10 protein-coding genes are annotated in these 13,718 nt (G+C 72.3%); 2 read left to right on the forward strand and 8 right to left on the reverse strand.

Features of this window, described 5'->3' with window-relative positions:
- Nucleotides 1-112 precede the first annotated feature (112 nt).
- The 4 genes from AC4D2O_RS08240 to AC4D2O_RS08255 form a co-directional block, all read right to left on the reverse strand.
- Complete coding sequence (locus tag AC4D2O_RS08240) at nt 113-3,556, reverse strand: Rne/Rng family ribonuclease (RefSeq protein WP_490906315.1); 3,444 nt, start codon at nt 3,554-3,556, stop codon at nt 113-115.
- Between the two features lie 467 nt (nt 3,557-4,023).
- Nucleotides 4,024-5,997, reverse strand: coding sequence for a 1-deoxy-D-xylulose-5-phosphate synthase (dxs, locus tag AC4D2O_RS08245; RefSeq protein WP_490906316.1), 1,974 nt, complete (start codon nt 5,995-5,997; stop codon nt 4,024-4,026).
- A 118-nt stretch (nt 5,998-6,115) separates the two neighbouring features.
- Nucleotides 6,116-7,489, reverse strand: a complete 1,374-nt coding sequence (locus tag AC4D2O_RS08250) for a class I SAM-dependent RNA methyltransferase (RefSeq protein ID WP_490906318.1) — start codon at nt 7,487-7,489, stop codon at nt 6,116-6,118.
- Between the two features lie 5 nt (nt 7,490-7,494).
- Entirely contained in the window at nt 7,495-9,471 is a 1,977-nt protein-coding gene (locus AC4D2O_RS08255) for an APC family permease (protein WP_490906320.1), read from the reverse strand.
- A 102-nt stretch (nt 9,472-9,573) separates the two neighbouring features.
- On the opposite strand from AC4D2O_RS08255, the gene AC4D2O_RS08260 reads away from it, so the two are divergent.
- Nucleotides 9,574-10,248, forward strand: coding sequence for a potassium channel family protein (locus tag AC4D2O_RS08260; protein WP_334209525.1), 675 nt, complete (start codon nt 9,574-9,576; stop codon nt 10,246-10,248).
- Nucleotides 10,245-10,931, forward strand: coding sequence for a potassium channel family protein (locus AC4D2O_RS08265; protein WP_490906323.1), 687 nt, complete (start codon nt 10,245-10,247; stop codon nt 10,929-10,931). Before AC4D2O_RS08260 ends, AC4D2O_RS08265 begins: the two co-directional genes overlap by 4 nt.
- 4 nt (nt 10,932-10,935) lie before the next feature.
- Here the strand turns inward: AC4D2O_RS08265 and AC4D2O_RS08270 are convergent, their stop codons facing one another.
- From AC4D2O_RS08270 to dut, 4 genes are all read right to left on the reverse strand, one after another.
- Nucleotides 10,936-11,724, reverse strand: coding sequence for a DUF3159 domain-containing protein (locus tag AC4D2O_RS08270; protein ID WP_490906325.1), 789 nt, complete (start codon nt 11,722-11,724; stop codon nt 10,936-10,938).
- Nucleotides 11,725-11,734: 10 nt separating this feature from the next.
- Nucleotides 11,735-12,145, reverse strand: a complete 411-nt coding sequence (locus AC4D2O_RS08275; protein ID WP_490906327.1) for a hypothetical protein — start codon at nt 12,143-12,145, stop codon at nt 11,735-11,737.
- Between the two features lie 5 nt (nt 12,146-12,150).
- Nucleotides 12,151-13,023, reverse strand: coding sequence for a DUF3710 domain-containing protein (locus tag AC4D2O_RS08280; protein WP_490906328.1), 873 nt, complete (start codon nt 13,021-13,023; stop codon nt 12,151-12,153).
- A gap of 86 nt (nt 13,024-13,109) precedes the next feature.
- Nucleotides 13,110-13,616, reverse strand: a complete 507-nt coding sequence (gene dut / locus AC4D2O_RS08285) for a dUTP diphosphatase (protein WP_490906331.1) — start codon at nt 13,614-13,616, stop codon at nt 13,110-13,112.
- Nucleotides 13,617-13,718: the final 102 nt, after the last annotated feature.

Here is a 13,718-nt window from a genome sequence, read left to right on the forward strand (position 1 = left end):
AGGGGCAGGTGCACGGCCCCCCGGACCGGGGATGTGGAAGGCCGGGGTCCTCGCGGACCCCGGCCTTCCACCGCGGAGCGTGCAGCCGGGCCGGCCGGGCGGTCCTGTGGCGCTACAGCTCCGACGCCGGCACGCCGACGCCGAAGATCAGCGGCTCGGCGCCTGAGGGCTCGGGCGTGCGCACGGCCACAGGGGCCTTGGCGACGTGCCGTGTGCCGGACTGCCCGGCGACGGTCTCGGCGCCCTGCGTCTCGATCGTGGTGTCCGCCGCACCCTGGGCGCTGCGGGCCACCCGACGACGCGGACGGGTACGGGGAGCCGACGCCACGGGCGGTGCCGTCGCGGGAGCCTCCGGTGCCACAGGTGCCGTCGCCGGAGCAACAGGTGCCTCTGGTGCCTCCGGTGCCTCCGACGCCGGTCCCCCGGTGGCGGGTCCGCCGTCGTCCGTCGACGCAGCCGGGCGCTCCGCCTCGTCCGCCGCGGGCCTCCGGTTGAAGGCCTCGCTGAGGCTGTCGAGCGTCAGGCGGGTCGACGGCGCTGCGTCGCGCTCCTGCCGGGCCTGCGGCCGGCTCTCGGCGCGGGGCAGGGTCACCGTCTCGCCGTTGATCGTGAGGACGGCCTCGGTCACCTGGATGTCGGCCTCGGCGACCGCCTCCTCCGCGTGGTCCTCGTGCGCCTGGTCCTCATGCGCGTGGTGCGTCGCGGCCGCGATGCTCGCCAGGGCGGCACGGGCGGCCTCGGCCTTCGCCGCGCGTTCCGGGCTCTCGGCCACGGGGGCGGGAAGCTGCACGGGCACCTCGTCCACCGGCTGACCGCTCCGGCCCCGGTTCCGCTTGCGCTCGCTCCGGGACGGCTTGTCCTGACGCATCGGCTGGCTCTCGGGCAGGGGCAGGGAGCGGCGGTGTTCGACCGGCTCCATGTGCGTGACGACGCCGCGGCCCGCACAGTGCTCGCAGTCCTCCCCGAAGACCTCCAGCAGGCCGGTCCCCATGCGCTTGCGCGTCATCTGGACGAGGCCGAGCGACGTGACCTCTGCGACCTGGTGCTTGGTCCTGTCCCGCCCGAGGCACTCCACGAGGCGCCGGAGGACGAGGTCGCGGTTCGCCTCGAGCACCATGTCGATGAAGTCGATCACGATGATGCCGCCGATGTCGCGCAGGCGGAGTTGCCGTACGACCTCCTCCGCGGCTTCGAGGTTGTTCTTGGTGACGGTCTCCTCCAGGTTGCCGCCGCTGCCGGTGAACTTGCCGGTGTTGACGTCGACGACGGTCATGGCCTCGGTCCGGTCGATCACGAGGGATCCGCCCGACGGGAGGAACACCTTCCGCTCGAGCGCCTTCGCGATCTGCTCGTCGATGCGCGACGCCGCGAAGATGTCCTCCTCGCCCGTCCACTTCTCCAGGCGTCCCACGAGATCCGGCGCCACGTACATGACGTAGGCCTCGATGGTGTCCCAGGCGTCCTCCCCGGAGACGACCAGCTTCGAGAAGTCCTCGTTGAAGACGTCCCGGACCACCTTGATGGTCAGGTCGGGCTCGCCGTAGAGGAGCTCGGGTGCGAGCGTCTTCGTCGAGCCGGACTTGCGCTCGATCTCCTCCCACTGCGCGCGGAGCCGGTTGATGTCGTGGGTCAGCTCCTCCTCGCTGGCGCCCTCGGCCGCTGTGCGGACGATCACGCCCGCGTTCTCGGGCAGGCGGTCCTTGAGGATCCGCTTGAGGCGGTTGCGCTCGACGTCGGGCAGCTTGCGGGAGATGCCCGTCATGGAGCCGCCCGGGACGTACACGAGGTACCGGCCGGGCAGGGAGATCTGGCTCGTGAGCCGGGCGCCCTTGTGACCCACCGGGTCCTTGGTGACCTGCACCAGGACGGGGTCGCCGGACTTCAGTGCGAGCTCGATGCGGCGCGGCTGGCCGTCGAGGCCCGCGGCATCCCAGTTGACCTCGCCGGCGTACAGGACGGCGTTGCGGCCGCGGCCGATGTCCACGAAGGCGGCCTCCATGCTCGGCAGCACGTTCTGCACCTTGCCGAGGTACACGTTGCCGATCAGGGAGTCCTGCTGGGTCCGTGAGACGAAGTGCTCGGCGAGGATGCCGTCCTCGAGCACGCCGATCTGGATCCTGTCGTCGCGCTGGCGGACGATCATCTGCCGGTCCACGGATTCGCGACGGGCGAGGAACTCGGCCTCGGTGATGACCTGGCGGCGGCGACCGGTGTCGCGGGATTCGCGACGCCGCTGCTTCTTCGCCTCGAGCCGGGTGGAGCCGCGCACGCTGGTGACGCGGTCGGAGACGGGCTCGCTGGACTGCCGGGGAGCCCGGACGCGCGTGACCGTGTTGGGCGGGTCGTCGTCGTCGCCGCCCGAGAGCTCGAGGTCCTGGTCGCCACGGCGGCGACGGCGGCGGCGGCGTGAGGTGACGGCCGCGCCGTCGTCGGGTCCGTTGGTGGCGGGCTGCTCGTCCGAGGCCTCGGCGTCATCCGAGGCCGATCCGGCCTGCACGGCGTCGCCGCGGCGGCTGCGGGTGCGGCGGCTCCGCCGTGACCGGCGGTTGGAGTCCTCGGAGCTCGCGGAGTTCTCGGTGTCGTCCTCCGTGTCCTCCTCGCGGGGCGGGGTGACCTTGACGGAGGGCACGGTGACGGCGCTGAGATCGGGTGCGTGGAACAGGAGCGACAGGGGTGACTCCGGGACGGCGAAGGGGTCGCCGCGGTGTCCGTCGACGGGCTGGGCCGCGGCGGCGTCCGTGTCCTGCTCGGCGCCGGCATCCGGAATGGCTGCGGCGCCGGACGTCGGCCCCGCCTGCGGCTGTCCGGCGGACGCGCCCGCCACGGCGTCGCTCGGGGCGTCGGCGCCCGAGGTGTCGGCGCCCGAGGTGTCGGCGGGCCCTGTCTCGACGGCCTGGACGGGCTCGGAGGCGCGGCGGCTGCGGGTCCGGGTGGAGGTGCGTCGCGCGCGCGCCGGCTTCTCCCCGGTCTCGGCGGCGGTGTCGGTGCCGTCACCGGCGTCGGCCGGTGCCGCGGCCTCCTGCGGGGCTGCGGTCGTGATGGTCTCCGCGGCCGAGGCCGTCGTGGTCTCGGCGACGGGGAGCTGTTCGACGGGCCGGGCGGGGCCGGCTTCGGCCGTGGCCGCGCGGCGCCGCGTCCGTGGTGCCCGCGCGGGGGCGGCGGGTGCTGCATCGGCGCCGGCATCCGGGGTGGTCACCGGATCCGTCGCGGCGGCACTGGTAGGGGCGGCGTCCGACGCGTTGTCCGTCGGCGTGGCGTCGGTCGGGACGACGGCGGGCTTGCGTGCGCGCGTGGCCCGTTTGCGGACCGGCGCGGCGGGCGCTTCGCCGGCAGAAGAGTCGGCGACAGCTGCATCGGAGGACGCCGCAGGGACGGGTGCGCCCTCGGCGGTGGTGTCGACGGCCGGCGCCTGCACGGCGGGTGGGGCCCCCGCGGGGGCGCTGGCCGCGCGGCGCCTGCGCGGCGCCTTCACCGGCCCGGCCGGCTCCGGAGGCTGCACGGTCTCCGGTGCAACGGTTGTGTTCTGGTCGTTCCCCAGCTGTTCTGACTGATCCATGGGTGCTTGCTCCAAGCCCCTGCGGCGTCGGCCACATTCCAACGCCCTCCAGGGCGGTATGTCGGCCGGCCGCGGGCCTTTCGCCCGGCGGCCGGCCGGAAGTCGTTGTCATGTCGTCCGAGGTCACACCGTCATTGGGGTGCGGAATCATTCGGAGACCAGTGGCGCTTTTCCACCTCAGCCGTCCTTGTCGACGGTGGGTTCCTCCAGCGGATTCCACCTACTTCCGCCGACGGGGCGGACTCGGTAGGACGGAAGCATCGCTGGCTGAACGGAAGCCTGTCACTGGACCGGCGGAGGAATGTGGTTCCTTCGCCAGCCTTCGTCATTATCTCACACCACACCTCCTCGAGAGGGTTCCCGTGTGACGGCGAGCCCGCCCTATCGCGGATCGTGCTCCCCGGCAGGGCGGGCCCGACGGTCCCCGCCACCGGCCGACGACGACGCGGCCTGGACGCCGGGGGTCCTCAGAGCTTCGGGAGCTGACCTGTCGCGGGTGCGTGGTCCCCGGCGAGCGGCCGCGCGACCGGCACCTTGGTGCCCAGCACCTGCGCGACCACGTCGTGCGTGATCTGCTGTGCGGTGAGGCCCACGCGCTCGAGGACCTGATTGCGGGTGCCGTGGTCGAGGAACTCGACCGGGAGGCCCACCTCGTTGAGTGCGGTGTCGACACCCGCGGACCGCATCTCCTGGCGGATCCTGGAGCCGACGCCGCCGGCCCTCACCCCGTCCTCGATGACGATCACGATGCGGTGTTCGGCGGCGAGGTCGATGACGGACCGGCGCACCGGCAGGAGCCAGCGCGGATCGATGACGGTCGAGCTGATCCCTTGCGCGCCGAGCCGGTTGGACACATCCAGGGCGAGCTCGCTCATGGCACCGACGCTCACGATCAGGACGTCGTTGTGGCGGGACCCGGCCGGACGGCGGGACAGGATGTCGACGCCGTCGTCGAGGCGCTCTATCGCCTCGACCTCCGCGCCGACGGACCCTTTGGAGTAGCGCACCACGCTCGGGGCGTCGCCGATGGCGACGGCCTCCCGGAGCTCCTCCCGGAGCCGGGACGCGTCGCGCGGAGCGGCGAGGTGCAGGCCGGGAACGGCCTGCAGCAGGGCGAGGTCCCACATGCCGTGGTGGCTCGCGCCGTCGGGCCCCGTGACGCCGGACCGGTCGAGGACCACCGTCACACCCGCCTTGTGGAGGGCGACATCCATGAGCAGCTGGTCGAAGGCGCGGTTGAGGAACGTCGCGTACAGGGCGATCACGGGGTGCAGACCGCCGAACGCCATGCCGGCCGCGCTCGTGAGCGCGTGCTGCTCGGCGATGCCCACGTCGAACACCCGGTCGGGGTGGCGTGCCGCGAAGCGGTGGAGGCCCACGGGGATGAGCATGGCGCCCGTGATGCCCACGATGTCGGGGCGCTCGTCGGCGATGTCCGCGATCTCGTTCGCGAAGACGGAGGTCCAGGACTGCTGGCCCGCCGCGTCGACGGGCTCCCCCGTCTCGGGGTCGATCACGCCGACGGCGTGGAACTGGTCGGCCTCGTGTGCGCGGGCCGGGGCGTAGCCGTGGCCCTTCTCCGTGATCGCGTGGACGATCACGGGCCCCTCGTAGTTCTTGGCCAGGTGCAGTGCCTGCTCGACGGCGCTCTGGTCGTGGCCGTCGACGGGACCCACGTACTTCATGCCGAGGTCCTCGAAGAGGCCCTGGGGCGCCCACCAGTCCTTGATGCCCTTCTTCATGGCGTGCAGGCTCTTGTAGCTGAACTCGCCCATCGTGCCGCCGTCCTGCATGCGCTGCTTCACCCAGTCGAGGGTCCGCTCGTACACGCGGTGCGTGCGCACCGAATCCAGGGTGGGGCGGAGGGACGCGAGGTAGTCGGCCACGCCGCCGATGGTCGGCGCGTAGGAGCGGCCGTTGTCGTTGACCACGATCACGACGCGGCGCCGCTTGTCCGCGGCGATGTTGTTGAGGGCCTCCCAGGCCATGCCGCCGGTCAGGGCACCGTCGCCCACGAGCACGACTGTGTACCGGTCGCCCTCGCCGTTCAGGACCCGCGCGCGGGAGATGCCGTCGGCCCACGAGAGCGAGGACGAGGCGTGAGAGCTCTCGACGACGTCGTGCACCGATTCGGCGCGGGACGGGTAACCGGACAGCCCGCCCTGCTGGCGGAGGGTACTGAAGTCCTGGCGCCCGGTCACGAGCTTGTGCACGTAGGACTGGTGGCCGGTGTCGAAGATGATGCTGTCGCGGGGCGAGTCGAACACGCGGTGGATGCCGAGGGTCAGTTCCACCACCCCGAGGTTGGGCCCCAGATGACCGCCCGTGCGCGAGACGTTGCTGACCAGGAACGAGCGGATCTCCCTGGCGAGAGCCGTCAGCTGGACGTCGCTGAGCTTGCTCAGGTCCTGCGGGCCTTGGATAGTCTCCAGAAGTCCCATCGGCGCCTCCTCGGTTCGTTAGGCGTGGCGAAGGAATCGCCGCTGATTGGTCTTAACTCTAACGTTCGGGCCTCCGGCCCGGTGCCATCGGGCCCGGCGATCCGCGCCCGCCCGATCCTCAGGCCGACGGCGGCAGGAGACGCGCGAACGATTCCATGTGGTGTGTGTGGGGGTAGAGGTCGAACACGCGGAGGGTGTCGAGCGTCCAGCCGGCCGAGAGGAAGTAACCGAGGTCTCGGGCGAACGACGCCGGGTCGCACGACACGTACCCGACCACGCGGGGGCCGGCGTCGAGGATCTGCCGGACCACCTTCTTCCCGGCGCCCGCGCGCGGCGGGTCCAGCAGCACGGCGTCGAGCGGCTCGCTCCAGCGGCCGAGCACGGCGTCCACCCGGCCCTGCACGATGGCCACGTGGTCCTGGCCGTGGAGGTTGCGTTTCGCGTCGCGGCTCGTCCCGGCCGACCCCTCGACGGACAGCACCGCCCCGGCCGGGCCCACGGCGTGCGCGAGCGGCACGGTGAACAGCCCGGCCCCCGCATAGAGGTCGGCGATCCGCTCGCCCGCGGCGGGCTGGAGGCCGTCGAGCACCGCAGAGACGAGGGCCTCGGGAGCGCCGCGGTGGATCTGCCAGAAACCGGCCCCCGTGACGCGGTAGTCGACGCCCAGCACGCTCTCCTGCAGCCAGGTCCGCCCATTGAGCCTCCGCACCTGGCCGGACTCGGGTTCGAGGACCCCCACCGAGGCGCCGTCGATCGAGGACGCCACGGCCGCGATGCGCCGCGGGGAGGTGCCCGCGGCGGCGACGAGGAGGACCAGCGGCTCTCCCCCGCCGGACGGCGCGGCCACGTCCACCCGCTCGATGCCCGAGAAGTCGAGGGTCCACAGCCGCAGCGCGTTGATCGCGGGGACGGCCAGGGGCATCTCCCGGACGGGGACGACGGCGTGCGAGCGGTGCAGGTGCATCGCCAGGCGGCCGGCGGCGTCGACGGCGAAGGCCGCCCGGGTGCGCCACGCGAGCCCGTCGGCGGCCTCACCCGGTGCGGGCTCCGCGGTCACCGTCCTCTCGGTCCTGGCGAGGCGGGTGAGCTGCTCCTCGAAGATCGCGGCCTTCAGGCGCCGCTGCTCGTCGAGGGCGATGTGCCCGAACTCGGCGCCGCCGACGGGCGCGCGCCCCCGGGCCGCGGTGAAGAGGGCGTCCGCGAGCGGCCAGGGATGCGTTACGCGGTGCGGCGAGGCCTCGAGCACCTCGACGACGTCGGCTCGCCAGAAGCTCGCGTCGTCGTCCGTCCCGGTGAAGCGGACCCGCACGCGCTCGCCCGGCAGCGCATGCCGGACGAACACCACGCGGCCCTCGTGCCGGGCCACGAAGTGGCCGCCGTGCGCGGGCCGCTCGATCGTGAGTTCCGCCGTCGGCGCCGGTTCTGCCGCGGTGGCGTCGTTGGCGTCGGTGGCGTCGGTGGCGGGTGCTGCTGATGGTTCAGGGGCGGTCATGGTTCCTACTTCAGGTCCTGGTAGATGCGGGCCGCGTCGGAGGACGCGAGTTGCCACGGCACACTCGCGACCATCACGCCGGGCACGAAGTGCAGGCGCGCCTTGATGCGCAGGGCCGTCTGGTTGTGCACGAGCTGCTCCCACCACCTTCCCACCACGTACTCGGGGATGTAGACCACCACGAGGTCGCGCGGGGAGTCCCGGCGCATCGTGGTGATGTATTCGAGGATCGGGGTGATGGTGTCGCGGTAGGGCGAGGCGAGGACCGTGATGGGCACGGGGATCTCGTATCGCTCCCAGTCGGCGAGGGTGCGGCGTGTCTGCTCGGGGTCGACGTCCACCGTGATGGCGTCGAGCCGGGACGGCCGGGAGGCTCGCGCGAACGCCAGCGCGCGCAGCACCGGCTTCCGGACGTGGGAGACGAGGATCACGGCGTGCACCCGGGAGGGGAGCGCCCGGAGGTGGACGGCGTCGTCGATGGCGAGTTCGGCGGCCACGACGTCGTAGTGCTTCTTGATGCTGCGCATGACGACGACGAGCACGGCCATGGCGAGCACGGCGACCCACGCCCCGTACTCGAACTTGGTGACGAGCACGACGACGAGCACCGCCGCGGTGAGCGCGAAGCCCAGCGTGTTGATGGCCCGCGACTTGCGCATGGCCCAGCGCTCCTGGGTGCCGACGGTGCTGCGCAGGGCGCGGGTCCAGTGCAGGACCAGCCCGAGCTGTCCGCCCGTGAAGGAGACGAACACGCCCACGATGTACAGCTGGACGAGCGCGGTGACGTCCGCCCGGAAGAAGACGATGAGCACCACGGCGCCGAGGCCGAGCAGGAGGATGCCGTTGCTGAAGGTCAGGCGGTCCCCGCGGGTGCGCAGCTGCCGCGGCAGGTAGCCGTCGGTGGCGAGCGTGGACGCCAGCACGGGGAAGGCCGCGAAGGCCGCATGGGCGGCGAGCAGGAGGATCAGGGCCGTCACGGCGACCACGCCGTAGAAGGCCGGGGACCCGGCGTCGAACACGGTCCGGGCCAGCTGGCTGACCACCGGCGCCTGGATGTAGTCCGCCGGGATCGGCCCGCCGTCGAGGCGCAGCTGCGCCGCGGGGTCCTGCACCACGTGGACGCGGGCGGCGTTGGCGAGGTAGATGACGCCCGCGAGCATCGCCGAGGACACGAGCCCGAGGATGAGGATCGTCGTCGCGGCGTTCCGGCTCTGCGGCGCCTGGAAGCGCGGCACGTTGGACACGGGCCCCTCGAGCCCGGTCAGGGCCGCGGCGCCCGCCGAGAAGGCCCTGAGGATCAACAGCGCGCCGGCCAGGCCCACGAGGCCGGCGTCGAGCGCCGCCTCCGGCATGATCTCGAAGCGTGCGCTCGGCGCCTCGGCGAGGGTGCCTGCGAGGGCCTGGGCGATCCCGGTGGCACAGAGGGCGAGGATCCCGGCGAGGAAGGCGTAGGTGATGACGGCGCGGGCCCGGACACCGCGGGTGATGCCGCGCAGGTTCAGCAGCACGAGCACGGCGACACCCACGACGGCCAGCCCGACACGGACGCCCTCGAGCGCCGGGGCGAGCGAGACGAGGTACTGGGCGGCCGCGGAGACCGAGACCGCGACCGTCAGGACGTAGTCGATCATCAGCGCCGACGCGACGGTGGTCCCGGCCCGCGGGCCGATGTTCCGCTTGGCGATCTCGTAGTCGCCCCCGCCCGACGGATAGGCGCGCATCGCCTGACGGTAGGAGGCGACGACGACGAGCAGCACCGCGATCACGGCCAGGCCCACCCAGGGCGAGATGGCCACCGCCGCCACTCCCGCGAGAGCGAGGGTCAGGAGGATCTCGTCCGGCGCGTACGCGACGGACGAGATCGCGCTCGCGGAGAAGACGGGCATGGCGAGGCGCTTCGGCAGGGTCCTGCTCCTCAACCTGTCACTGGCGAAGGGCTTGCCCACCAGCACCCTCTTGACAGCCTCGAGAAAAGTCAGCACAGCCCAAACACTAGCGCGTCCGCGCCCCCGGGCAGCCACTAGGCTTGGTGCTGGTACGGCACGGAACAGCAGGATCTACACCAAGAATCAGGGGTGCCCTCGGTGGCTCATTTCGTGATCATGGGGTGCGGCAGGGTGGGCGTCAGTCTGGCGCACACCCTCGACGACTCCGGGCACTCGGTAGCGATCATCGATCAGGACGACCGCGCGTTCCGCCGGCTGCGGTCCTCGTTCGGCGGTCGCAAGGTGACCGGGGTCGGCTTCGACCGGGAGACCCTGAAGTACGCGGAGATCGGCGACGCCTACGCGTTCGCGGCGGTGTCCAGCGGCGACAACTCCAACATCCTCGCCACGCGCGTGGCCCGCGAAACCTTCCACGTGCCGCACGTCGTCGCGCGCATCTACGACCCGGGGCGCGCCGAGATCTACCAGCGCCTCGGCATCCCCACGGTCGCGGCGGTCCGCTGGAGCGCGGACCAGGTCCTGCGGCGGATCCTGCCCGAGCAGACCATCAACGGCGACTTCCGCGAGACCTCCGGCCGCCTGATCCTCGCCGAACTCGCGCTCGCGGACGCCTGGCTCGGGCGGTCGCTCCGCAGCATCGAGGCCGCCAGCGGCGTCCGCATCGCCTACCTCACGCGCTTCGGCGAGGGCATCCTCCCGACCGCCGAGACGAGCTACCAGCAGGGTGACATCCTGCACGCCATGATGAAGACGACGGCGACCGACGAGATCACCCGCATCCTCGCCGCCGCCCCGAAGGAGGAGAACCGATGAGGGTCGTCATCGCCGGGGCCGGGAGCGTCGGGTCCTCGATCGCCCGCGAGCTGCTGGGCAACAACCACGAGATCCTGCTGATCGACGAGAAGCCGGAGGTGATCGGCCGCAGCGGGCTCAAGGGGGCCAAGTGGCTGATCGGCGACGCCTGCGAGCTCACCACGCTGAAGGACGCCCGCCTCGAGGAGGCCGACGTCGTGGTGTCCGCCACGGGCGACGACAAGGTGAACCTCGTGGTGTCGCTGCTCGCCAAGAGCGAGTTCGGTGTGGGCCGCACGGTGGGCCGGGTGAACAACCCGAAGAACGACTGGATGTTCGACGACTCCTGGGGCGTGGATGTGGCCGTCAACACCCCGCGCCTCATGACGGCGCTCGTCGAGGAGGCCGTGGAGGTGGGCGACGTGGTGCGCCTGCTGACGCTGCAGACCGGGGTGTCCTCGATCGTCGAGTTCACAGTGCCCGCGGACTCCCCGCTCGTGGGCGGCACCATCGGCTCGATCCGCCTCCCCGAGGACTGCGCCGTCGTCGCCGTCCTGCGGGACGACTCCCCGATCACACCGAGCCCGGACGACGTCGTCGAGGACGGCGACGAGATGTTCTTCCTCGCCGCGATCGCCGCGGAGGACGATCTGCGTGCCGCACTCTCCGCGCGGACCGACCGGGGCGCCGGCCAACCGTCCTGAGGGGTCAGCCCTTCGGGTCGGCGTCGGACCCGGCCGCGGGCACCGCGCCCGCCGGGCGGGAGACCATCCACGCCAGCCAGAGGCCGAGGGCGTACAGCGGCAGGCCCATGGCCACGCGTGTGGAGCCGAGGGCCGCGATGTTCTCCACGAGGTAGAGCGGCACCTGCACCACGAGCCGCAGGGCCAGGACCGCGACGATGATCCAGGTGGCGAGGGCGTAGGCGCGGACGCGCACCGGGTCCTTGCGCCACTCGATGCCCTCGTTGCGGATGAACCCGAACAGGAGTCCGGCGAACGGCCAGCGGAGGAGCACCGAGGCGGTCATCGCCACGATGTAGGCGCCGTTGATGAAGAAGCCCGGCAGGAAGAAGTCCTCGGCGTTGCCGGTGCGCAGTGCCACGAAGGCGCAGAACGCGACGCCGACCAGCCCGGCGAGGGCCTGGGTCACCGGGGTGCGCGAGACGAGCCGGACGGCGGTGAAGACCGCCGAGGCGGCCAATGCCGCGATCAGGGACACCTGGAGGTCCCTCGTGAGGGTGAAGAGGATCGTGAACACGAGTCCGGGAGCCACGCTCTCGGCGAGCCCCTGCACCCCACCGACCGACGCGAGCACGTCGATCTGCCCGTCGTGGTTGCGCCGGACCCCGGACTTCGCCGCGTACTGCGACGCCAGCTCCGCCGCCGTCGGGGCTGCCTGCGGCGCGGGAGACCGCCCGGGGGCCGCGGCGTGGCCGGGGACTGCCCGTGCACTCTCCGGGCGGTCGGCGCCGGGCTCGTTCGTCGGGTGGCTCATGTGCTGTTCCTCATTCAAACTCGTCGGGGCGGCCGATGATCTCGTAGCGGGGGTTGTACACCGTGGGGATGCTGCCCACCAGGCTCAGCATCCCCTCGAAGCGCAGGGCGACCCCGGCCTCGACGCCCGGGACACGGCGCTGGCCCATCCAGACGATCCGCACGTCCTCGTGCGTCCCGTTCCAGTCGATCCTCGCGAGGGCCGCGAACGACGGCGGCGCCGTCACCGGGGTGATCGTGATCCTCACGATGACCCCGTGCGCCTTGATCCTGCCACGTCCGGGCAGGGCCGCGGAGTCGGTCTGCCCGGATCCGCCGGGCGGGCCGGGGCGTCCGGGCAGCGCCGCTGATCCGGCCGGCGCAGCGGTCGTGGGCCGGCCTGCGGGGTCGGCGGAACCTGGTGCGTACTGCCGATCCGGCACGGAAGTCAGCGGGTCTCGGTGATCTCGGGACCGCGCTCGAGCGGGTTCAGGTCCGGGCGGGTGGGTGTGAGGGGCGGCGGGCCCGCCGCGGCGTCCTTGGGCAGCCTGAGCGGGAGGAGCTCGCGCGGCGGAAGGGGGTGGTCGCCGCGGACCACCACGACGCTGCGGAAGAGCTTCTCCATGGGGGCCGCGGCGTTCTGGTCGAGCGCCGCAGGCCCGCCGAACACGCCGCGGAGGAACCAGCGGGAGCCGTTGACGCCGACGAAGCGGGCCACACGGTAGCCCGGCTGGCCGTCCGGCGTCTGGGCGGGCAGCTTCGCGAGGAGTTCCGTGCCGAGGCGGCCGGGCCGTTCCTCCACGGTGCCGCCCTGCGAGCCCACCGACGCGCCGATCTGCTCGCGGATCTCGTCCCACAGCCCTTCGGTCTTCGGGGCTGCGAAGGCCTGCAGCTGGAGCGTCGAGCCGCCGAGGTCCAGTGTCACGGCGATGACGCGCTTGCTGCGCTCCTCCACCTCGAGGCGCAGCTGCAGTCCCTCGGTGGCGTGGATGCGGAGGGCCCCGAGATCGATGTAGCCGCTCTCGGTCTCCTGCTCCGAGAGGTCGAACGGGCCGAGCGCGGACCGGTCGTAGTCGGCACTCGAGACATGACCCGCCGGCACGGGGGCGACCGGCGCCGCCGGGACCGCGGCGGCATCCTCGCCCGCAGTGTCCGCGGCGGCGGCCTCGGAACCGGTGCCCTCGGGTACGGCGCCCGTCGCGGCGTCAGCAGCTACGGGCGTGCCCTCCGCGGCCGCCGGTGCGTCATCGGCCGCTGCGGCGTCCTGCTGCGACGCGGCCGCGTCGTCGTTCTTCTTCTTCCTGAGGCGCCCAAAAGCCATCTCCGGGGTCCTTTCCTGATTCCGTGGTCGAGTAGGTGTCGAGTAGGTGCGGTCGTCGCCGGGGGCGGATACGTACCGCGCTGCGGTCAGCCCTCCGCAGGAGTGCCCACGGCGGCCAGGGCCGGGTCCTGTCCGAACCCACCGGTCGAGCCGAACCCGGCTGTTCCGCGGATGCTTTCGGGCAGTTCGTCGACGACGGTGAACGCCGCGTGCTCGACGCGCTGGATGAGCAGCTGGGCGATGCGATCGCCGCGGGCGAGACGGACGGACTCGGTCCGGTCCGTGTTGAGGAGGCAGACCTTGATCTCGCCGCGGTAGCCGGCGTCGATGGTCCCGGGGGCGTTGACGATGGTCACGCCGTGCCGCGCCGCGAGACCGGAGCGCGGGTGGACGAGGCCCACGTAGCCGGCAGGGAGGGCCACGGCCACTCCCGTGGGGACGAGTGCACGCTCACCGGGCTCGAGCACGAGGTCGACGGCGGTGCGCAGGTCCGCCCCGGCGTCACCGTCGGTGGCGTAGGCGGGAGGATCGAGACCGTCGTCGAGCATCGAGATCTGGACCGGGAGGTCCTGCTGTGTACTCATCGACCGCATCTCCCAAGCACGCTATCCGGTTACCAGCCCCCCACTTTAGCGCCTTTGTCCGGGGGCAGGCGGCGGTCGGGATGAGGAGCCGGGGAATTGGTGGAATGCTTG

Source organism: Arthrobacter sp. TJ-238 (genome assembly GCF_058269215.1).